The 21574-nt window shown below is 48.0% G+C and carries 17 protein-coding genes; 11 read left to right on the forward strand and 6 right to left on the reverse strand.

The window, feature by feature from the left end; all coding sequences use genetic code 11:
- The first annotated feature begins 63 nt into the window (after positions 1–63).
- The 8 genes from ACW6QF_RS15245 (at position 64) to ACW6QF_RS15280 (ending at position 9461) form a co-directional block, all read left to right on the forward strand.
- A complete protein-coding gene (locus ACW6QF_RS15245) occupies positions 64–597 on the forward strand; it encodes an FHA domain-containing protein (protein ID WP_298549783.1) in 534 nt (177 codons plus the stop codon).
- Between the two features lie 420 nt (positions 598–1017).
- Positions 1018–2223, forward strand: a complete 1206-nt coding sequence (locus ACW6QF_RS15250) for an MFS transporter (RefSeq protein WP_456088441.1) — start codon at positions 1018–1020, stop codon at positions 2221–2223.
- Between the two features lie 74 nt (positions 2224–2297).
- Positions 2298–3731 (forward strand): TolC family protein, encoded by a 1434-nt coding sequence (locus ACW6QF_RS15255; protein WP_456088442.1) that lies wholly within the window; start codon positions 2298–2300, stop codon positions 3729–3731.
- Between the two features lie 18 nt (positions 3732–3749).
- A complete protein-coding gene (locus ACW6QF_RS15260) occupies positions 3750–4745 on the forward strand; it encodes an HlyD family secretion protein (protein WP_456088443.1) in 996 nt (331 codons plus the stop codon).
- Between the two features lie 22 nt (positions 4746–4767).
- Positions 4768–5967, forward strand: coding sequence for an ABC transporter permease (locus ACW6QF_RS15265; RefSeq protein ID WP_456088444.1), 1200 nt, complete (start codon positions 4768–4770; stop codon positions 5965–5967).
- A gap of 15 nt (positions 5968–5982) precedes the next feature.
- On the forward strand, positions 5983–7170 hold the full coding sequence (locus ACW6QF_RS15270; RefSeq protein ID WP_456088445.1) for an ABC transporter permease: 1188 nt from the start codon (positions 5983–5985) through the stop codon (positions 7168–7170).
- Positions 7171–7289: 119 nt separating this feature from the next.
- Entirely contained in the window at positions 7290–9017 is a 1728-nt protein-coding gene (locus ACW6QF_RS15275) for a tetratricopeptide repeat protein (RefSeq protein ID WP_456088446.1), read from the forward strand.
- Between the two features lie 9 nt (positions 9018–9026).
- Positions 9027–9461 carry a hypothetical protein gene (locus tag ACW6QF_RS15280; RefSeq protein WP_456088447.1) on the forward strand — a complete coding sequence of 145 codons (435 nt, stop codon included), beginning with the start codon at positions 9027–9029 and terminating at the stop codon, positions 9459–9461.
- A gap of 60 nt (positions 9462–9521) precedes the next feature.
- On the opposite strand, the gene ACW6QF_RS15285 is transcribed toward ACW6QF_RS15280, so the two are convergent.
- Positions 9522–10733, reverse strand: a complete 1212-nt coding sequence (locus ACW6QF_RS15285) for a DUF763 domain-containing protein (protein WP_456088448.1) — start codon at positions 10731–10733, stop codon at positions 9522–9524.
- A gap of 114 nt (positions 10734–10847) precedes the next feature.
- On the opposite strand from ACW6QF_RS15285, the gene ACW6QF_RS15290 reads away from it, so the two are divergent.
- Positions 10848–11363 (forward strand): DsbA family protein, encoded by a 516-nt coding sequence (locus tag ACW6QF_RS15290; RefSeq protein WP_298549768.1) that lies wholly within the window; start codon positions 10848–10850, stop codon positions 11361–11363.
- A gap of 255 nt (positions 11364–11618) precedes the next feature.
- Here ACW6QF_RS15290 and ACW6QF_RS15295 read toward each other — a convergent pair whose 3' ends face one another.
- The 4 genes from ACW6QF_RS15295 to ACW6QF_RS15310 all read right to left on the reverse strand — a co-directional run bounded on the left by ACW6QF_RS15295 (position 11619) and on the right by ACW6QF_RS15310 (position 14743).
- A complete protein-coding gene (locus tag ACW6QF_RS15295; protein WP_008145829.1) occupies positions 11619–12620 on the reverse strand; it encodes a GGGtGRT protein in 1002 nt (333 codons plus the stop codon).
- A gap of 8 nt (positions 12621–12628) precedes the next feature.
- Complete coding sequence (locus tag ACW6QF_RS15300; RefSeq protein WP_008145831.1) at positions 12629–12820, reverse strand: hypothetical protein; 192 nt, start codon at positions 12818–12820, stop codon at positions 12629–12631.
- Complete coding sequence (locus tag ACW6QF_RS15305) at positions 12813–13505, reverse strand: iron-sulfur cluster assembly scaffold protein (protein ID WP_186927939.1); 693 nt, start codon at positions 13503–13505, stop codon at positions 12813–12815. The genes ACW6QF_RS15300 and ACW6QF_RS15305 overlap by 8 nt, the downstream gene beginning before the upstream one ends.
- Positions 13506–13624: 119 nt before the next feature.
- A complete protein-coding gene (locus ACW6QF_RS15310) occupies positions 13625–14743 on the reverse strand; it encodes a TlpA disulfide reductase family protein (RefSeq protein WP_298552205.1) in 1119 nt (372 codons plus the stop codon).
- Positions 14744–14856: 113 nt separating this feature from the next.
- Here ACW6QF_RS15310 and ACW6QF_RS15315 point away from each other — a divergent pair, with 113 nt between their 5' ends.
- Entirely contained in the window at positions 14857–18912 is a 4056-nt protein-coding gene (locus ACW6QF_RS15315; protein WP_456088449.1) for a response regulator, read from the forward strand.
- Positions 18913–18930: 18 nt separating this feature from the next.
- On the opposite strand, the gene ACW6QF_RS15320 is transcribed toward ACW6QF_RS15315, so the two are convergent.
- A complete protein-coding gene (locus ACW6QF_RS15320) occupies positions 18931–20655 on the reverse strand; it encodes an ATP-binding protein (protein WP_456088450.1) in 1725 nt (574 codons plus the stop codon).
- 327 nt (positions 20656–20982) lie between these two features.
- Between ACW6QF_RS15320 and ACW6QF_RS15325 the strand changes: the two genes are divergently transcribed.
- Complete coding sequence (locus ACW6QF_RS15325; RefSeq protein ID WP_456088451.1) at positions 20983–21315, forward strand: hypothetical protein; 333 nt, start codon at positions 20983–20985, stop codon at positions 21313–21315.
- The last annotated feature ends 259 nt before the right edge of the window (positions 21316–21574 follow it).

Genomic DNA, 21574 nt, shown 5'->3' on the forward strand with positions numbered 1-21574 from the left:
GTTATGTAAGGGAAAAACCGTATCTTTGTACTCAGTTATATGTCAATATCCAAAAATTAAGATATGAAGAGAGTTTTCTGCCCCAAGTGTGATAATCAGTTAGCATTTGACGAAACAAAATACCCGGAAGGTAAAGTGTTGGCATTCGTATGTCCGCAATGTGGTTCTCAGTTTAAGATCAAATTGGGACGAAAAGTAGTCCGTACCGAATCAGGACAGGAGAAAGAGGTAAAGGAGCCGGATTTTTCCTGCGGTTATATTACGGTAATCGAAAATGCTTTCGGGTTCAAACAGGAGCTTCCCCTCGTAATGGGCGATAATGTGATCGGCCGCCGCAATAAAGATACCGACGGAGTCGATGTCCCTATTATCACGAGCGATCCCAGCATGGGCCGTAAACACTGTGTGATCAATGTGAAAGAAGATAAAGAAGGAAAGCTCGTTTACACATTGCGTGATTTCCCAAGCCTTACCGGAACATTTTTATGCAGTGTCCTTGTCGGAAAGAAAGAGCAAATACGGATCGGCGAAGGCGCCATCGTAACGATCGGTGCTACCACCTTTATTCTCCATGTACCGGGAGGGGAGGAAGAGTAGGGCATGCGGTTAAAACTTAGATACTGTCCGGAGTGAAACTGACCTCTTGCATCAGGGCGATAAGGGAGATAGGGGGAATTTGGCGTAGGTTTCGGGAGAGATGGATGCAAAAAATCCTTTTCGACTCCGGTGCAGTAAACTAAGCTAAAGAATCATTATTCATGCTTTTTGTTTTAGACTTCGACAATAAAACAACTTATAACGGGTTTGGCTCACGCCCTTTTACATAAAGAACCACAAATATATTAAACGAAAGTTTCATCAATTTCGGCTGAATAGGCCTTAAGGAGCTATTACTTAGCTTGTAATCCCTGCGTTGTATTAAAATGAAAATGTTAAATCGGATATTTCGGACAATCTTTCTGACAGATCCTTTTTTATATGTACTTTTGCAAACGAAAGAGGCAATAAGATTAATTAATGGAACAGAACAAGGTACAGGCCACTACGGGGATCACCTTCCATGTACTGGTCGCTTTGAGCATATGTCACTGCTTGAATGACACACTACAGTCCGTTATCTCGGCTGTTTATCCACTATTTAAGGAAGATTTAGGTTTGAGCTTTGCTCAGATCGGTTTGATAACGCTTGTCTACCAGTCGGCAGCATCCGTATGCCAGCCGTTGACTGGGCTGTTCTTTGACAAATGGCCCTCGGCGTGGTCGTTGCCGACAGGGATGGGTTTTACGCTCGTGGGCTTGTCGAGCCTGGCATTTGCCGACACGCTGCCCTTGGTCCTATGCTCGGTTGCATTGGTAGGGATCGGCTCGTCGGTCTTCCACCCGGAGGCTTCCCGGCTGACTTCGCTTGCATCGGGCGGAAAGCGGGGGCTGGCACAGTCGCTGTTCCAGGTCGGGGGAAATTTGGGCGGTTCATTGGGGCCTTTGCTTGCAGCCGTGTTTGTCGCCCCCTATGGGCGGAGGTATATCGCTTTGTTCACGATCCTGGCCTGTGTCGCGATTCTGGTGATGCTTCCCGTCGGGCACTGGTATAAAGGTCTCCTGCTTCGATTGAAGAAAGCGGAAGAGGAAATGCCCAAGACCCATGTCCGTACACCGCTGCCGATGGGAAAGACCGTCTTCTCGATTACGATCCTCTTGATTCTGATCTTCTCCAAATATATTTATATGGCGAGTTTGAACAGCTACTACACCTTCTACCTGATCCATAAGTTCGGGATCAGCGTGCAAGCCTCCCAGCTTTACCTGTTCGTCTTCCTGATCGCGACGGCAATCGGAACGCTGATGGGCGGACCGATCGGCGACCGGGTAGGACGGAAGTATGTGATCTGGGCCTCTATTTTGGGAGCCGCCCCGTTCACGTTGATCATGCCTCATGTGGAGAACCTGTACCTGACGGCGGTCCTCAGTTTCTGCGTCGGCCTGACCCTGTCGTCGGCTTTCCCGGCCATCCTGGTGTATGCACAGGAATTGCTGCCTTATAAATTAGGATTGATCTCCGGTCTCTTTTTCGGTTTTGCCTTCGGGGTGGCAGGGATTGCATCGGCCGTATTGGGGAACATGGCCGACCGCTATGGAATAGAGGCGGTCTATAACGTCTGCGGCTATATGCCGCTTATCGGATTGGTCACATGGTTCCTGCCTGACCTTAAAAAGAAACGGTAGGGCCAGGGGAACAATAGAGGCGGTCGCCTTGTTATAAATCATAAATTTCGCACAAACTAAATTTAGACGCACTTATGATTTATAACATTACTCACTTCAGCATCGCCCTGCTGTGGCTTCTTCCTGCCTTTGCCTCTGCCCAGACAGAGCCGATGGACTTGTCGTTGGAGCAATCCCTCACGCTCTTGCAAAGCGAGAACAAGAGTCTTAAGATTGCCGGGAAAGAAGTGGAACTGGCGAAGAACGAACATCAGAAACTCAATGCTTTCTGGTATCCCACTATCAGTGCCGCGGGAGCTTATGTGCACATGTCGAATCCGGTCGAGGTACGCCAACCCCTGAACCAGTTTACCGATCCGGCGAAAGAGTATGTCCATTCCATCCTCCCCAACGACCAGTTTATCTCATCACTTCTCGATAAGATCGGACAGAACACATTGACGCTGCCCCTCATCTCACAGAATATCACGTCGATCGACGCAAACCTGACCTGGCCTATCTTTACAGGCGGCAAACGCATCTATGCCGGCAAGATCGGCAAACAACTCGTCTCCGTGGCCGAAGTCAACCGCGAACAAGTGAGCGCGAACCAGCAAGCCCTGCTGATCGAAAGCTATTTCGGCCTGCGCCTCGGCCAGCGGGTCGTCGAAGTAAAGGCAGAAACCTATAACTCCCTGAAAACCCATTACGACCAGGCTTTGAAGTTGGAGCAACAAGGAATGATCAACCGAGCCGAGCGCCTTGTCGCTCAAGTAAGCATGGAAGAGGCGAAGCGCGAACTCGAATCCGCCCGCAAAGACCTCGAAGTCGCCAGCCAGGCGCTCAAGAGCCTGATCAATATTGGAGAAGAACAGGAGATCCGCACAACGACCTCCCTCTTCATCAACGAAAGCATCCCCTCAGCCAGCTACTTCAAAGAGATGATCCCTTTTAACAATTACCTGGTCAACCAGTTGAAGCTACAGGAGGGCATCGTTGGCAACCAATTGAAGATCGGTCGTACAGGCTACCTCCCCAACATCGCCCTGATCGGCAAGCAGACCCTTTATGCGGATGGACTCGACAAATACCTTATGCCGCGCACGATGATCGGGGTCGGTTTTACCTGGAACATCTTCGACGGCCTCGACCGGGAGAAACGCATCCGCCAGGCACGCCTGACCAGCCAGTCGCTTGCCATCGGCAAAGAGAAAGCCGTGACCGATTTGCAGGTAGGAGTCGACAAGTTCTACTCCCAGATGCAAAATGCGATGGACAATGTCAAGGCGTTGAATACAACACTTGAGATGAGCAACGAACTGGTCCGTATCCGCGAGAAGTCCTTCAAGGAAGGAATGGCGACCTCCTCGGACGTGGTAGACGCCGAAGTGGTACTCTCGAAGGTGAAGACCGCCTTCCTGCTTGCCTATTACCAGTACGACGTGGCGCTTGCCAACCTCCTATCCATTTGTGGCATTCCCGAAGCCTTCCACCAATACCGGTTGGACGGTAAAACAGAGATCTTATAAACATAAAACCGTATAATCATGGATAAATCGAAGAAATACCTGACGATCTCCTTCATAGTAGTGCTGATCGCCGTAGCCATTATATCCTTGGCAGGCATGTTCCTGTTGAAGAATAAACCTGTGATCTTGCAAGGACAGATCGAAGCAACCGAGATACGCATCTCCGGGAAGCTGCCCGGCCGTATCGATACATTCTTGGTCAAGGAAGGACAGAACGTAAAAGCAGGCGACACCCTTGTCGTCATCAACAGCCCTGAAGCGCTCGCCAAATACCAGCAAGTGAACGCCCTCGAAAATATCGCCCGTTTCCAGAACCAGAAGGTAGACGAGGGAACGCGCAAGCAGATCATTGCCACTGTCCAACAGCTCTGGAACAAATCGAAGTCGGATCTCGAACTGGCAAAGACCACCTACAACCGTATCGAGGCCCTGTATAAAGACAGCGTCGTCTCATCACAACGACGGGACGAGGTGAAAGCCTTGTACGATGCCGCCGTTGCCGGTGAGCGGGCAGCTTGGAACCAATACCAAATGGCTCTCGACGGCGCCCGGATACAGGACAAGGAGAGTGCCCGCTCCCTGGTGAACGCCGCCAAGGGAACAGTCGAGGAGGTCGCCGCCCTTTTGCAGGACGCCCGCCTGACAGCCCCGGAGTCCGGCCAGATATCGACCATCTTCCCAAAAAGGGGGGAACTTGTCGGAGCCGGAATGCCTATCATGAACCTGGTCGTGCTCGACGACGTGCATGTGGTGTTGAATGTCCGCGAAGACCGCCTGCCGCTCTTCCCGATGGGAGGGACGTTTGTTGCCGATGTCCCGGCGATCGACAAGAAGGGTATCGAGTTCAAGATCAATTATGTCAGCCCATTGGGCAGTTTTGCCACCTGGAAGTCGACCAAGCAGACGGGTAGCTATGACCTCCGCACGTTCGAGATACACGCCCTGCCGGTCGGGAAGGTGGAAGGACTGCGGCCCGGCATGTCGGTATTGGTTGAATTGAAAGTTGAGAATTGAAAATCAAAAATTCAAAGACAGTATGGTTAATTCCCGATCTTCAATTTCCAATTCTCAATTTGTACGGGTTCTTCGAAGAGAACTTGCACGGATGGTCTCACGGCGTCTCTATTTCGGAGTGTGCATCGTGCTGCCGTTGTTCTGCATCTTCTTCATGTCCACGATCTTCGGGGACGGGCAGATGGAGAACATACCCGTCGGCATCGTCGACCAGGACCAGACCGCTCTTTCGCGCGAAGTCACCCGGACAGTCGAAGCGGTCCCCACCTTCAAAGTCACCCGCCACTATGCCGACCAGGAGGCCGCCCGCCGTGCCACCCAGTCGAAAGAGATATACGGTTACCTCGTTATCCCGGATCACTTCGAAGCCGATGCCCTGTCGGGGCGGCAGGCGACGCTCGCCTACTATTACCACTATGCCCTCCTGAGCGTAGGCGGTGAGGTACGCGGCGCTTTCGCAACCGTCCTTAGCCAGCTCTCGATGGACCCCATCATCATGCAGGCCACCGCCCTTGGAATAGGGGAAGAACAGATTACTTCTTTCCTTCTTCCCGTCAAAAGCAGCAATCATCCCCTGTTCAATCCCGACTTGGACTATTCGGTCTTTCTGAGCAACCCCTTCTTCTTTGTCTTCTTCCAGATCATTGTCCTGCTGACCACGGTCTATACCGTCGGCAGCGAGATCAAGTTCGGGACCGGAGCGGAATGGCTCTCGGCGGCAGGCGGCAATATCATAACGGCAGTCGCCGGGAAACTATTGCCTTATACCGTTATCTTCAGCCTGATGAGCGTACTGGCGAACTACGTCATGTTCGGCCTTATGCACATACCTTTCTCATGCGGCTTCTGGCCACTCAACCTTACGGCGATCCTGTTTGTTGTTTCAACCCAAGCATTGGCGTTATTCCTCTTCTCCCTCTTTCCGGTGTTGAGCCTTGTCGTCAGCCTCGTGTCGATGGTCGGATCGCTCGGGGCAACGTTGGCAGGCGTGACCTTCCCGGTAGAATCCATGTATGCTCCGGTCTATTACAGCTCCTACCTTTTTCCTGTCCGTCACTTCACCGAGATCTGTCAGAACCTGCTCTATGGCGATTACGGTTTTGCCTATTCATGGGTCAATTACAGTGCGCTGCTTGCCTTTCTCCTTCCCGCCTTGCTGTTATTGCCCCGTTTGAAGAAAGCGATTGTGAACGAAGAGAAGTGGAGGCATCTTCTCTCTTAAAAAAGAAATACGAATATGAATGTTATATCAGTTATACGCGAAGAGTTCAGGACAATTACCCACAGCTATGCCATCGTGCTTGTGCTGATGGGGGGCATCTTTATTTACGGTTTGTTGTACAATTATATGTACGCGCCCAACCTGGTCCGCAAAGTCCCGGTCGCCGTCGTCGACCATTCCCATAGCAAATTGAGCCGCCAATACGTCCGTTTGCTCGATGCCACTCCACAGGTCGGTGTCGTGGCAACGGCCGTAGACTATACGGAGGCCCGTGAGATGATGAAATCGGGAAAAGCTGCCGGTATCCTTTATCTACCGGACGACTTCGAAGACCGTGTTTCGCGTGGCGAAGAGTCTGTCTTCATTATGTACGAGACGACGATCACTTTCCTCTACTATCTTTCCATAGAAGAAGCCTCGACCGGTTCCATGCTGGCCTTGAATGACGCCTACCGGCCGGATATGCTTGTCTTCCTGCCCCAACAAGACGCCCCGAAGTTGGCTTCGGCCCAAGCGATCGAAGTTGTCGGTACGGCCCTCTACAACCCGACCGAAGGTTATGGCACTTATCTGATACCGGCTGTCCTGATTGTCATTATCTTCCAGATATTAATGATGCTGATCGGTTCGATAAGCGGAGGTGAACGGCATAGCGGCTCGATTGTCCGTTTTGCAGGCAACCCAGTGGACCTCTCTTTCTGGCAAATGGCACAAGTGGTAACCGGCAAGGCATTTACATATAGCATCCTTTATGTGGTCTTCACCCTTTTCTTATTAGGACTGCTTCCATTAGTCTTCAATCTGCCGGATATCGGGACGCATTTGCACGTCGTCATGTTGCTAATCCCTTTTATTCTCGCGACCAGCTTTTTCGGACTTACAGCTTCCCTGTTCTTTACAGATTCCGAGATGCCGCCTCTGATGATCCCCTTCTTCTCTGTCGGCCTTCTGTTCCTCTCCGGTATCTCCTATCCGATAGAACTAATGCCCTGGTACTGGCAACTGACTTCCCACTTCATCCCGGCAGCCCCGGCAACAATGGCTTATGTCAAGCTGAATTCTATGGGAGCCTCGATGGCGGAGATACGGACGGAATATTTGATCCTCTGGGCACAGTGTGCATTCTATTTTATGACGGCTTGCCTGGTTTATCGGCATAATATCCGGAAAGCGATAGTCCGGGCGAGTGGTGGAAGACTTTAATATAATATTGTATAAGACCCTTATACAATATGGCTATTTTTCTTTTATCTTCCAACTTTGATTTTTAAATGCATATAAATCATTATATTTGCGCTCATATCTGATAACATGATAAAGAAATGAGACGAATACTACATTTGATTTTGATCAGCTGTCTGTGCCTCTCGGCAGCAGCACAGAAAAACGCCCCTAAATGGATGGACAAAGCCAAGAAGGCGGTCTTTACAATTACCACTTATGGAAAAGATGGGAATAAGCTTGCCACCAGTACGGGATTCTTTATTTCCGAAACAGGCGAGGCTGTCTCTGCATATGATATCTTCAAAGGAGCCGAGAAAGCAACGGTCACAGACTTCGAAGGGAAGATGTTCCCGGTTAAGAATATCCAGGGAGCGGATGAACTGTATGACGCCGTAAAGTTTCAGGTCGAAGTGCCGAAAAAGGTCGCTTACCTGCCGATCGCTGTCGATCCGGTGGCAAACGGGACAAGTGCCTTTCTGCTATTGTATTCAACCGGAAAGAACGCCACCTTTAAGTCTGGTGCCATCACCGAGGTAAGCAAACTGAAAGATCCGTATAAGTATTATAGGATGGCAATCCCATTGGAGAATAACGAACTCAATGCCCCGTTACTGACCCCCGAAGGTGAGGTGTTCGGGCTGGCACAGGCCGATGCAGGTGGAAAGAAAGATATTTGCTATGGCCTCTCTGCCGGATATGCAGGTAGCCTGTCAATAGGCTCTGCCGATTACTTGAGCTCTGCATATCGCAATATCAATATGCCAAAAGGATGGCCGAAGGAATTGGATCAGGCTACTGTTGCACTCTACCTGATTAGTGGCACACAGGATGTAAAGTCGCGCCTGGAAACGGTCAATGATTTTATCGCCTCCTTCCCGGATGCGCCCGACGGCTACTTGACCCGTTCCGATCTCTATGCCTATAACCGTGCGGAGTTGGCAAACTCTCCGGCTGAACAGGCCGCTTGCCTGCAAAAGGCGATGGATGACATAAAAACCGCTTCCAAATACAGTGACAAGAAAGGTGATTTTTGGTATAACCAGGCTAAGTTGATCTACGGTGTTGCTTCGGCCGACAGCACGCTGACCGATCCCGCTTATACGACTGAAGCCGCTATGGAGGCATTGGACAAGGCGATCGAAGAGGACAACCAGCCTGTCTATCACCAGTTAAAGGCGGATATATTGTTCAATAAAGGAGAGTTCCAACAGGCGTTCGATGAATATATGATCATTAACAACAGCGACATTGCCTCTGCTTCTTCCTATTACTTGGCTGCAAAGGCAAAGGAACAGGTTACCGGTTTTAATATCGGTGACGTGATCGACCTGCTGGACAAGGCGATCGAGAAATGCGGGACAACCATGAATGCCGAAGCGGCAGCTTATGTGCTGGAACGGATCGACTGGCGCCTGCGTCTTGCACAATACACAGAGGCTATTGCCGACTATGACCTCTATTATACACTGGTCGGCGGACAAGTGCTTCCGAACTTCTTCTTCTTGCGCGAACAGGCCAAGTTCCGTGCCGGTGATCTGGAAGGAGCTTTGAAGGATATCCGGACCGCCATACAGGGAGGTCCCGACACGCCCGACTATTATGCGGAAGAAGCCTCCATATACGTTCGTATGCAGAAGTATGAAGATGCACTCAAAAGCATAGAGAAGGCAATTGAAATCGCTCCTGATTTCGGAGCCTGCTACCGCTTACGGGGCGTTTGTTATGTCCGTTTGAAGAAGAAAGCAGAAGCTTGCGAAGCATTCAACAAAGCTAAGGAATTGGGGGATCCGCTCGCCGAAAAGCTGATAAAGGAACATTGCAAATAAGAAAGGTATATGAAGAAACTGATGAATGTATTGCCATTGCTGCTTGTCGCTGCCCTGCCGTTTGGTACGGCTTGCCAGAGCAATAAGAAGAAGGTGGCGGAGGACGTGAATATAACGTTGTTCGATAAGGAGTTGCCGGAGATCAAGGCATTGGTCAACGGTGAATGGGAACTGGTGAGTGGCAAGAACGCCCGTGAGTTCTGCGAGTATGAAAATACTTTCATCAAGTTTGCAGACGACCGGTATGTCTGGACGGAGGACGGCAAAGCCGAACCGGGAGCCTTGAATTGGCGCAAAGCGGATACGGGGGCCGGATATGAAGCCTATCTGATGGATGTCTTCTACGAGACCAACCCGGCCTATCCTGTGTCTGTCAAAGGGGATACTCTTATCCTGCAAGATTGCTCTGAAACGGGATATCAATATACTTTAGTCAGGAAATAGCCTGTATCACGAACCGGTATTTTACCGGATGCGGATGATATGGACGGGGGAGCTATCCTTTTACTCATCCCAAAGGCTTAATTGGGTTCCCCCTTTTCCTTCCGGTTTTTTCGCATCTCCGTAGACGGTCTTTCCGCCATACTTATAAGAAGTGTTCCGTTCATGTTCTACTAATTTGTCGAAGTAGTTGTTCGGAGTATAGCTTTTCTCCATCTCTTGTGAGAGATTGGATAGGTTCTTCAGTGCTTCTGACTTGTCCTTATCCCCTAAACGTGCTTGCCGTATCGCCTTGTCGAAGACCTCGATCGTTTCGTCGTACACGCTCGTCGGAACCGGAAAGGGATGTCCGTCTTTTCCTCCGTGCGCGAAGGAGAAACGCGCCGGGTCGGAGAAGCGGGAAGGGGTTCCATGGATCACTTCGCTGACTAACGTAAGCGACTGCAAGGTCCGGGGGCCGATGCCTTCAAGCAACAGGAGGGATTCCATATCGGCGACATTTGTTTCATGGGCAAGGATCAGGGCGGCTCCCAGCCGTTTCAAGTTGACATCTTCCACTTTAACTTCATGGTGGCGGGGCAGGATAAGCGAAACCTCGTGCATGAGTTTGTCTGGCGTCTCCTTTGTCAGTTCAAGAATGCCTTCCTTAGTCGGAGAAGCAAGTTTGTCTGTCAAGTTCAATATCTGGCCTTGGTTACGCCCACAGACTGATGTATGCGGTTCCTCCATAAAGGAACGCAAGGAGGATGAGAGCCAGTGGTAACGCCGGGCCATCCGCTCATTCGGGTTCATTCCCTGTTGGACGACTGCCCATTCTCCTTCTCTCGTGACGACGAAGGAATGGAGGTATAACTGAAAGCCATCTTGGACAGCTGTGTTATCCACCTTTGCCGATAGTTTGCTGTGCTTCACAAGCTCGTCCCCATTCAGTCCGGTTCTGCCGGCTATCGCCAATAACTCTGCCGGGGTTTGAAGGGACGCCTTTCCTCGTCCACCGCAGACATACACGCCCAACTCTTCCGACCTCCTGTTAATCGCCTTCTTTAAGGCATTCATAACCGATGTCGTTATGCCGGACGAATGCCAGTCCATCCCCAACACACAGCCAAGCGACTGAAACCAGAACGGATCACTCAGCCGTTGCAGCAATGCCCTACGGCCATATTCGATGACGATCGCTTCTGCAATGGCGCCTCCCAACAGGCACATACGTTGGGCCAGCCATGGGGGAACGGTTCCGTAATGGAGCGGTAGATCTGCATATCCTCTTTTCATGGCTGCTAAGTTAAATAAAAAGAGAACTAACAATCCGAAACGAATGTATAATATTCGGAACAAACGAGAGGAAAGATGTGTTATGTATTCATAATCAACTAAATAATTATCAATATGAATTTGCATGTGACAGATAAGGATCATATCCTGGGCCCCGACGATGCCCCGATAGAAATAGTCGAATATGCAGACTATCAATGTTCCTATTGCGGAAAGGCTTTCTATATTATGAAGGATATCCTGAAAGAACAAGGAGATAAAATACGCTTCATCTTTCGTAACTATCCGTTGGACGAATTGCACCAATATGCCGTACATGCGGCTGTTGCTGCCGAAACAGCCTCGGCACAAGACAAGTTCTGGGAAATGCACGATATCTTGTTCGAGAACCAGGAAGAACTCGATGATACCCATTTGATCGAATATGCCCGTATTATCGATATGGACGTCAAGAAATTCAAAGAAGATTTCGGGCAGGAGCGTTTCATCCGCAAGGTACAGGAGGACTTCGATTCTGGCAATAAGGCGGGTATAGAAGGAACTCCCACTTTCTTTGTGAACGGAAAGAGGTATGAGGGCGACTGGATGACTAACGAGTTTCCGGAATATCTGAAGTCACTTCTTAAGTGAACCGGACCAGGCTCGTGAGAAAGAAGGAGGAGTGTGGAAAAGGGGAAAATGATAGGTTATTTAATAAAAAGAAGGTGTGTCAAAAGAAAATCCTGCTTACAATATACATAATTTAGGCACGGATTTCACGGATTTACACGGATAAATTTATTCTCTTTCCGTGTAATCCGCGTAATCCGTGCCTTAAAGATCGTGATAAAGGAGTTTTGACACACCTTCCTGCTTATGCTATAAATAATACTATAAAAATAGTTTTTATTTCTTCATAGCTTCCTCGATAGCCACCGCTACGGCAACTGTAGCACCTACCATCGGGTTGTTACCCATACCCAGGAAGCCCATCATTTCCACGTGAGCGGGAACGGATGAAGAACCGGCGAACTGAGCGTCACCGTGCATACGGCCCATCGTGTCGGTCATACCATAAGAAGCGGGACCGGCAGCCATGTTATCCGGATGCAGGGTACGGCCCGTACCGCCACCTGAAGCCACAGAGAAATACGGGTGGCCGTTTTCCATACATTCTTTCTTGTAAGTACCTGCAACCGGGTGCTGGAAGCGAGTCGGGTTCGTTGAGTTACCTGTGATAGACACGTCAACCCCTTCTTTACGCATGATAGCAACCCCTTCGCGAACATCGTCAGCACCGTAGCACTTGACTTTTGCACGCAGACCGTTTGAGTATGCTTTTTCTTCGATTACGTTTACTTCGCCGGTCATATAGTCGAACTGAGTCTGAACGTAAGTGAATCCGTTGATACGGGAAATGATCTTGGCAGCATCCTTGCCCAGACCGTTCAGGATAACGCGCAACGGTTCTTTACGAACTTTATTTGCCATTTCAGCGATCTTGATAGCACCTTCGGCAGCAGCGAAAGATTCGTGACCGGCCAGGAATGCGAAACATTTTGTTTCTTCACGAAGCAGACGGGCAGCCAGGTTACCGTGGCCGATACCTACCTTACGGTCGTCGGCAACAGAACCGGCGATACAGAATGCCTGCAGACCGATACCGATGGCTTCGGCAGCTTCGGCAGCATTTGTGCAGCCCTTCTTGATTGCAATTGCAGCACCTACAACGTAAGCCCAGCAAGCATTTTCGAAACAGATAGGTTGTGTTTCCTTACACATTGTATAAGGGTCGATACCTTTAGCGTCGCAGATAGCCTTTGCTTCTTCGATGCCGTTGATACCATATTCTTTTAAAACCGCGTTGATATGATCGATACGGCGGTCATAACTTTCAAATAAAGCCATATTCTTTTTTACTTTTTTAAATTCTTATTTACCAGAAATAAAGATATCAGAAAATTGAAAACAAGCACACCGCCGCAGCAGGCCACATAAAAAGCCATCCAGGGACGGTCCGGCTTAATCACGAAGTAAGCGATAACCGTTGCCACTATGGTGATAGCGATCAGCCCGAAAAGGACGCGTGTCAGTGTTTTCTTATTCATTACGAGGATCGATATATTTTACAGCTTCTTTGAAACGACCGTAAGAGCCTTTCGCTTTTTCCAGTGCTTCGTTAGCATCCATACCCTTCTTTACCATATCCATGAACTTGCCCAGGTGAACAAATTCGTAACCGATTACTTCGTCGTCAGCATCGAGAGCCATACGGGTACAGTACCCCTCGGCCATTTCCAGGTAACGAGTACCCTTGGCCAGCGTTCCGTACATTGTACCGACCTGGCTGCGCAGACCTTTACCCAAGTCTTCCAGTCCGGCGCCGATAGGCAGGCCGTCTTCAGAGAAAGCAGACTGTGTACGACCGTAAACGATCTGCAGGAACAATTCGCGCATAGCAGTGTTGATAGCGTCACAGACGAGGTCGGTGTTCAATGCTTCCAACAGTGTTTTGCCCGGCAGGATTTCTGAAGCCATAGCAGCAGAGTGAGTCATTCCGGAGCAACCGATAGTTTCTACAAGTGCTTCCTGGATAATTCCTTCTTTAACGTTCAGAGTCAGCTTACATCCACCCTGTTTCGGTGCACACCAACCGATACCGTGAGTCAAACCAGAAATGTCAGAAATCTGAGTTGCTCTAACCCACTTTCCTTCTTCAGGAATCGGAGCACACTGGTGGTTAGCTCCCTTCTTTACAACACACATGTGTTGAACTTCATGTGAATAAATCATAATCGCTAATTTATTATATTAAAGTGATAATAAAACTTTATGCTAATTTTAATGTAAGATCGCTCTTTTAAAGACCGCACAAAGATAAAATTTTTAATTCAGCCGTGCAACAGAACCGGTTATTTCAAAACTTCTTTAATTTTGTCTTCCAGCTCCTGGCCGTGCAGGTTCTTGGCGATGATCGTGCCGTCTTTGTCAACCAGTACGGTGTGCGGGATACTGTTGACGCCATAAAGGGCGGCACCGCCGTTCTGCCAGCCTTTCAGGTCGGACAACTGTGTCCAGGTGATGTTCAGGTCTTTTACGCCTTTGGCCCATGCATCGGCTTTGCTGTCCAGCGAGATGCCGACGATATCGAATCCTTTGCCTTTGTAATCTTTATAGGCTTTGACCAGATTCGGCATTTCTGCGCGGCAGGGAGGACACCAGGAGGCCCAGAAATCGATCAGGACGACTTTGCCGTTACCGACGTATTCGGAGAGTTTGTGCATTTCGCCTTTGGCATCCGGCATTTCGAAATCCGTGAATTTCTGTCCTACGGCGACCTTTTTCAGTACATTCAGATGATCGATCATGTAGCTGATTCCCGGAACGGATTTGAAAGAAGAATCTGCTTTGGAAATAATTTCATTTTGCTGTTCTTCGTCGATGTTGTAACGGAAATCGTACAGGTTTTTGGCGGCTGACTGTTTATCCGTATGAGTCAGGATGTAGTTGACAACGGCTTCCGTAATCTTACGGTCGATTTCTTCATATTTAGCTTCTGCTTGTTTGATCAGGTTTTCATCACCCGATTTCATATCGGCAACCAATTTGTTGATACCGGAGCGTAAGTCTTTGATCTTAGCCTGCAACTCTTTTTGTGCGTCGTTTTCAGGTGTGCCGCTAACCGTGGAAGTCGAATCCAGCACGACTGCCAGTTTCCCGTTTTCAAGTACGAATGTAGCCATGAACGGAGCGTTTTCACCGGGAGCGACACGTACCGGTTCAACCACTTCTTCCGAAAAACGGAGAGTACGGAGGGCCGGGGCGTTTTGTGTGCCTTTCAAGGCAAAAGCTCCGTTTTGAACTAAGGCGCTGTCCAGCGGCGCAGCCTCTTTTACCCCATATTCATAGAGGTACACATACTTACCATTCAAATCATTGTTTGAAACGGTACCGGCAATTTCGTAACCCGGTTTTTCGCTACAGGCTGCAAGAAGCAGGACGGAAGCGGCGATAGGAAGATACTTTTTCATATATTTACGTTGTATTAAAACGATTAATACTTTATTAGTTACAGACGTTTGGCGCAAAAGTAAGAAAAAATTGACACATTATTTACTATATTTGCAGTCTAATAACCGTTATTATGAATTTATCCTATATAGATACCAGATATGCGGCGTTTCTCCGTTTTGTCAGGTCTGTGATTGTCTGCTTGTCTCTGTTTTCTTGTCCGGTGTCCGCGGGGATCTCCCTGCATATGGCGGATAATATAGATTTGTCAAATAATGCCATCCTTGATATGTACCAGGATGAGAACGGTTACATGTGGATCGGCACTTACGACGGCTTGAACCTGTATAACGGCAAGAATACCTATGTGTTTCGCTTTGAACCGAACAACAAGAATACCTTATGCAGCAATATCATCAACAAGATCGTGTATGGCGGAGACGGATATCTGTGGGTATCGACTTCTATGGGATTGAATCGGTTCTCGCTGAAAGACCGGAAGGTGACGGAGTCTTATACGGAATATCCCGAATGCCTGAACGTGGCGTCTGATTCGGCCGGCAATACGTTGGCCATAAAGCAAAAAGACTTTATCTCCTGCTATTCTCCCGAAGCCGGTTCTTTCCAGGATGTACATGTACAGGGGATGAATGAGGAAATGGCCAAAGTCTTGTTTGCAGACGGAGAAAGGCAGTTCTTTATTCTTGACGCCGATGGCAGCCTGCTTGAGATTAGTCCGGATTTCGAGTCCTTCCCCTTGGCATTGGACATAAAGAAAACTCCGGTCCATGAAAAGAAAATTGACCGTGCCTATTACCTCGAAGGCATTCTGTACTATGTGGATATGGAAAACCGCTTTTACTCTTACCGGATGAAAGACCGCAAGAAAGAGTATCTGGCCGATCTTACCGGTTGGATGCATAAATATGGAAAGCTTTCTCGCATCGCTTTGTTTCATTCCGCTCCCTATCTGGTTTTTAGGAATGGGCTTTTGCTAAACATCGATAATCAGGAAGAGGCATTGGGGTTCGATGTCGGGCTCTTCTGTGTTTTGCCTGACCGGAAGCAGGATATCCTTTGGGTCGGGACAGACGGGCAAGGAGTCCGGATGTATTATGACAAGTATAACCGGTTTTCAGGGATTCAACTTAAGAGTTTGCCGATTGTCATGCGTAATCCGGTCCGTTCGATCTACACCGAAGATGAAAAAACAATCTGGTTCGGAACGAAAGGGAATGGTTTTGTACGTGTGGAAGATTATGATTCCTATGAAAAAGGGGAAATCCCGGCCGAAAAGGTCAAACATTTCACTACGTCGAACGGCTTGTCCAGCGATCGTGTCTATTGTTTCCGTAAAAGCAACTATTATCCCTGGGTGTGGATCGGGACGGAAGGTCCGGGATTGTCCTATTATTCTTTAGTGGACAAGCAGGTCCATACGATGGCAAGTCTTGTCGATACAAAGATCCGGTATGTCCATGCCATCCGTGAAGTGAATGATTCGACGTTGTGGATGGCAACGACCGGAGATGGTTTGCTGGAAGTTGTCATTGGTAAAAGGAGTGGGGAACCTGTCATTAAATATGTGGAGTCTTTTATCCTTGAAAAGAATGGAAAAGTTTGCAATGAGTTCCATTCTATGAATTATGATGACGAGACTTCCCTTCTCTACTTAGGAAGCCGTGGGGGATATGGGTTGGTAAGTTTTAACTTGTTGACTAAGAAATACGAGTTTATTTCGATGAATAATGCCGGCAACCGGGCGGTAGGGGATGTGCTCTGCATGTGTTATAGCCAGGATTCTACTTTTTATCTGGGGGCCAGTTCAGGCATGACGCAGATGAAATTACATTCGGGAACCTCGGCGGAGGTACGCCAATATAGCAGGATCGACGGTATCAAGAATGATATGGTTCATGGTATTCTTGAAGATCCTGACGGTTGTATCTGGCTGAGCACGAATAAAGGGTTGACCAAATACAATCCTCACAATCAGTTTTTCCATAATTATGGAAGTCCTGATTTGGATGTGACGGAATTTTCGGATGACGCCTATTGGAAATGCCCTTACACGGGAAAACTGTTCTTTGGCGGAATCAACGGATTGATATGGGTAGACCCGCAAAACGACCGGCAGGAGAATTATAAGCCGGCCTTGCATTTTTTTGAATTGAAGATGGGAAATGAAACGCATAGTCTGTACGACTATACGGATCAGAAAACCGGATATGTGGCCATTCCTCCCAGTATATCCACATTTTCAATTTCTTTTGTGGCGACCGACTACATACATGGGGAAAACTACGAGTATTCGTACTTATTGGAGAACTATAACACATCGTGGACCGAGTTGCAAAAGGATAACGAGGTCGCTTTTACGAAGTTGCCTTATGGAAATTATGTTTTGAAGGTCCGTTACAAGAATGATGTGTTCGATTCGGATGCCAAAGAGTATTTTTTGCATATACGGGTGTTACCTCCCTGGTACCGCAGTTCTTGGGCTATGATCGCCTATGGCCTGTTGTTGGCGGCTGCATGTTCGGGTATCGTGTATTGGCTGCGCCGCCGGATTGTGGAAAAACAGGTAGAAGTGGCCCGGAAGATCAGGGAAGAGCAAAAAGAAAAACTGTATGAAGCGAAGTTGAATTTCTTTGCCAACATCACGCATGAGCTTTGCACGCCTTTGACCTTGATTAATGGTGTGAACGATTATATCAAGACATCTGCCGAACGGTTGGCCGACGGAAAACTGGAGAAATATGCCCGTATCCTGGGTGAAAACGTCACAAACCTGAATGAATTGATCCAGGAAATCTTGGATATCAGAAAGATAAAGGAAGTCGGGTTCAGCCATATACATATCAAGCAGGTGTCCGTAAGCGGTTTGATCCGGAAGCAATGCGAATCGTTTGTGCCTGTTGCCGAGCGCAACGGGATCGATTTTACCTTCAGTGAAGCGGATAAACCGGTTTATTGGAATACCGATGTACCCAGCTTGAAGAAGATTATACGCAACCTGGTGTCGAATGCATTCAAGTACACGGAGCAGAAAGGGGCGATCGATGTCTCTGTCCGGATAGAAAATGATTCTCTGATAATAAAGGTATATAATACGGGCAAGGGGATAGCGGAAGCTGATTTGAAGACGATTTTCGACCGTTTTCAAATCTTGGGTGATTTGGATGGAAATAATTATACTCAGATGACTTCCAGAAACGGACTGGGGCTTTTCATCTGCCACAGCATGGTCCAACTGCTTCGTGGAGAGATAAAAGTGGAAAGTAAGGAGGGAGAATTTGCCGAATTTATCGTAACATTGCCTTATCTGGAAGCAGAGGAGACGGATTCGGATGGACAAGCCGGCGAAGAGGTACCGGTTGTACAACCGGTGGTTTCGGCTGCGGCAGCCGAAACCGAAGTAAATACCGGCAATCCGGTAATATTGGTAGTCGATGATAACCGGGATATCGTTTGGTTGATTAAGGAAACATTATCGTCCGAATATGTCGTCCGGGAAGCATTTAATGCAGAGGAGGCTTTGGCCCTGATGGAGCAGCAAACTCCTGATTTGATTATTACGGATATCATGATGCCGAGCATGGACGGGTTTGCGTTGATCAACCGTATCAAGTCCGATAAGTTTACCCGGCATATACCTGTAATCGTAGTATCGGCAAAAGTCTCGGAAAACGAACAGGCGGAGGGGCTGGATCTGGGTGCCGATGCCTACCTGACCAAGCCGTTCTCGTCTGTGGTGCTCCATTCCGTCGTGAACAGGTTGATGGCGAATAAGAAAGAACTGAAAGACTACTATTATTCCCCGGAAAGCGCTTACAAACAGTCCGGAGGGCAGTTGATCCATCAGGAGGATAAGGAGTTTATGGATTCCGTAACAGCTATAATTAAGGAAAATCTTGCTCAGGACACGTTGCGCCCTGAACTTATAGCCGATAAATTAGGCATGAATACCCGCGCCTTGTATCGCCGTTTCAAAAAGATTTCACCGCTGACACCGAGTGATTTCATCAAGGACTACCGTATGATATATGCAGCCCAGCTCTTAGTCACGACAAACCTGAGCGTGCAGGAAATCATCTATCAGGTCGGAATCTCCAACAAATCCTATTTCTATCGTGAGTTTTCAGCCAAATACGGAGTTACGCCGGGACAGTACAGGCAGATGCAATAGAGTCGATTATTAGAAGTCTTATACTTCTTCCATCCTCTCCAGTTCGCATCCTCTAAATTGCATCACGATAAGGTGAAGCTGAGTTTGTTGTATCATCATCTGTACTTTCCTGCCGGCAGCATATCCCTTGATTTGTTCTACCGCCTCCTGCCATTGTTTTTGGGCTTTCGCTTCGGAGTCCTTGGCCGACAAATATTTCAACTCCACGATGTAGCTGTGCGCCACTTCATAGCGCAACAAGTCCGGCATCAGGAAAAGGTCGCAAAAACCGTGATTCAGTTCTACCTCTGGAGCGATCAGGTAGTAGGCGTTCACGCTCAGGTAAGCGGTGAAGAATCCTTGCAGGTTGCGTTCCCCTTCGATGGCACTGCGCACGGATGAGTTCTCTTTGTAAGCCTGGGCTATGAATTCGAACGTTTCGCGCCATTGTCCGTCGTAGGCCATATTGTCAAACAGGTCAGCCAGTTTGTTCATGTTGATATACCGTTTATTTTGGTATTCTTCCAGCATGAACTCATAATATTGTTTGCGTACATTATTATTTGGAATACTTAATATGATACGCGTTCCGCGCGTGGCACTAATCGTCAGCATACCATAATAGAACAACAGGCTGGGGAAAATCTCAGGATTGGCAATCTCCGAGGCTGGAAAGGTGGTGACCAAAGTCGTAACGATCTGTCCCTCATCGGTGATCTTGCGCAGTACGCCTTTTCGGTCACCATCCAAGCGGTCCAGTTGGATGAGTTTCTTCATCTTGTTGTAATCGGTGCGGGTGTTCGGATCGATCATCAATTTAGGAGATTTGCCTAAATTCATATAATTACGCAAATAATAGAGCACCATATCACAGTTAAACATCTTTGGATCACGATCCAGACATTCTTCGGCAAAACAATAGTTGTCATACCAAGGTTTCATCTCTGTGATCATGGCTTCGATATCCGTATTGTCCGGTAGTTGTCCGGCATCCTTATAATATTGTAACATGGTACGCACATCTTCCTCGCTGAACCCCAGCATCATATTGAATTGATAGCTGGTACTGATGTTCCAGCCGATGTTGAAACCGCTGGTCAGATCGTCCAGGGTTACCGGACTGACGCCAGTCATGAAGATACGTTCGAACATCCCTTTAAATTTCTTGAACACTTCCCGGTAGAAACCGCTGGCATGTGTCAAGGCATGGTAGACCTCGTTGCCTTGCTCATTGAGGACCACGTTCGTAAAGTTGTCATATTCGTCGATGATGAGGTAAAGAGGTATGTTTTTTTCCCTTGTCTGGAAATTCAGATAGTTCAATTTACTGACAAAGTCGGGCAATTCTTCAATTTTTTGTGCAAATCCAGGAAAATAATAACGCTCATACGTTTTACCGAAAGCATCCATTGCCATTCCGCAATAGCGGTCGAAGTTTTCGGCAAGCGAACCGCTGCCTCCGCTGGCACGCGAGAAGTCGAGAAAAAGCACTTGATACTTTCCCTGAGAGGGGGTAGGGTGGCTGCCAACCCACAAATTTCCGAAACGTTCCTGGAATTTATCCTTTTGGGCAATATCATAATACGCCCACAGCATACTCAGGAAGATACTTTTCCCAAAACGGCGCGGACGAATGAAGAACAAACTGTTGGGCTGTTCTTCCAGCAAGGGCAGATACATCGTCTTGTCCACATAATATTGGTTCTGCTCAACCACTTCCACAAAGTTGGATACGCCATACGGGATTCTTTTTACATTTTCCATGTTGTGTCTGTTTTTATTCCTTCTGTTTACGAGGTATCACAAATATAGTCTATTCTTTTGGAAAGAACAAAGAATGTGTAGACTTTAAAATGTTTGAAGGAGATATCTTTATCGGTAATCCTAAACTCGGTTTATCCGGAGTGACAGAATAAAGTAGACAATAACCCCTTTTCAGTCATTTTTCTATTTCAGCTGAAAATCCGGTTCGTTTTGAACTGTCACTTTTCTCGTCTTTCCGGTTTTGGAGTGACGCTGTATGTCAAGTGTTCGGCGTGTCGTTTGGATGCCGGGGCCGGTCTGTCGCAATAAATGGAAAAACGTGACAATATGACAAACCTCAACTTCGGGAGAATCGAATATTTGCGAACGAAGTCGGGACGCCTCCAATTTACGTCAAAAGCCTTTTCCTGCCTTTTCTCCATGAGGTGCGCAGAACTTTTCCATGACGACCGTCTTCGTTGCCGTGACTTGCCGTGTTCATGGGTAGTGACGACCGTCTTCGTGGCGATGAAGCCAATCTTCAAGGCGATAAAGACGGTCGTCGCCGCAGAAAGCTGGCAGATTGATGAAAAAAGGATCGTTTCGCCCTGCAAAAAACGAAATTCCGGTTGCTCTGCCGACAGGGTGTCCAAATGTGAAATAATCTTTTATTTACAATAAGGGGGGCTGGAATAATGATTTATTCACACAAGTCGCAGTTCGGTACTTGTTTATATCCCGTAGCCAATAGTTTTAGGCATCGTAAACCTATGAGTTAGGAAACGTAATACATAGGTTGCCACCCTTATTGTCATATTTGTAAAAAAGTCATTGGTTCGAATCGAAACTACTACCGCATATAATCCGGTTTTCTACCCCATCTAATTCGATTTACCCGCAAGGGTAATATTTTTTAACAAATAGCCTTTTTTGTCACACG

The sequence above is a fragment of the Parabacteroides sp. genome (assembly GCF_977054455.1).

What these genes read in the sequence shown, in the direction of transcription:
- ACW6QF_RS15305 (WP_186927939.1), bottom strand. Translation starts at nt 13,505, where the DNA reads ATGATTTATTCACATGAAGTTCAACACATGTGTGTTGTAAAGAAGGGA.
- ACW6QF_RS15295 (WP_008145829.1), bottom strand. Translation starts at nt 12,620, where the DNA reads ATGGCTTTATTTGAAAGTTATGACCGCCGTATCGATCATATCAACGCG.
- ACW6QF_RS15255 (WP_456088442.1), top strand. Translation starts at nt 2,298, where the DNA reads ATGATTTATAACATTACTCACTTCAGCATCGCCCTGCTGTGGCTTCTT.
- ACW6QF_RS15245 (WP_298549783.1), top strand. Translation starts at nt 64, where the DNA reads ATGAAGAGAGTTTTCTGCCCCAAGTGTGATAATCAGTTAGCATTTGAC.
- ACW6QF_RS15270 (WP_456088445.1), top strand. Translation starts at nt 5,983, where the DNA reads ATGAATGTTATATCAGTTATACGCGAAGAGTTCAGGACAATTACCCAC.
- ACW6QF_RS15250 (WP_456088441.1), top strand. Translation starts at nt 1,018, where the DNA reads ATGGAACAGAACAAGGTACAGGCCACTACGGGGATCACCTTCCATGTA.
- ACW6QF_RS15300 (WP_008145831.1), bottom strand. Translation starts at nt 12,820, where the DNA reads ATGAATAAGAAAACACTGACACGCGTCCTTTTCGGGCTGATCGCTATC.
- ACW6QF_RS15290 (WP_298549768.1), top strand. Translation starts at nt 10,848, where the DNA reads ATGAATTTGCATGTGACAGATAAGGATCATATCCTGGGCCCCGACGAT.
- ACW6QF_RS15285 (WP_456088448.1), bottom strand. Translation starts at nt 10,733, where the DNA reads ATGAAAAGAGGATATGCAGATCTACCGCTCCATTACGGAACCGTTCCC.
- ACW6QF_RS15280 (WP_456088447.1), top strand. Translation starts at nt 9,027, where the DNA reads ATGAAGAAACTGATGAATGTATTGCCATTGCTGCTTGTCGCTGCCCTG.
- ACW6QF_RS15275 (WP_456088446.1), top strand. Translation starts at nt 7,290, where the DNA reads ATGAGACGAATACTACATTTGATTTTGATCAGCTGTCTGTGCCTCTCG.
- ACW6QF_RS15325 (WP_456088451.1), top strand. Translation starts at nt 20,983, where the DNA reads ATGACAAACCTCAACTTCGGGAGAATCGAATATTTGCGAACGAAGTCG.
- ACW6QF_RS15320 (WP_456088450.1), bottom strand. Translation starts at nt 20,655, where the DNA reads ATGGAAAATGTAAAAAGAATCCCGTATGGCGTATCCAACTTTGTGGAA.
- ACW6QF_RS15315 (WP_456088449.1), top strand. Translation starts at nt 14,857, where the DNA reads ATGAATTTATCCTATATAGATACCAGATATGCGGCGTTTCTCCGTTTT.
- ACW6QF_RS15260 (WP_456088443.1), top strand. Translation starts at nt 3,750, where the DNA reads ATGGATAAATCGAAGAAATACCTGACGATCTCCTTCATAGTAGTGCTG.
- ACW6QF_RS15310 (WP_298552205.1), bottom strand. Translation starts at nt 14,743, where the DNA reads ATGAAAAAGTATCTTCCTATCGCCGCTTCCGTCCTGCTTCTTGCAGCC.
- ACW6QF_RS15265 (WP_456088444.1), top strand. Translation starts at nt 4,768, where the DNA reads ATGGTTAATTCCCGATCTTCAATTTCCAATTCTCAATTTGTACGGGTT.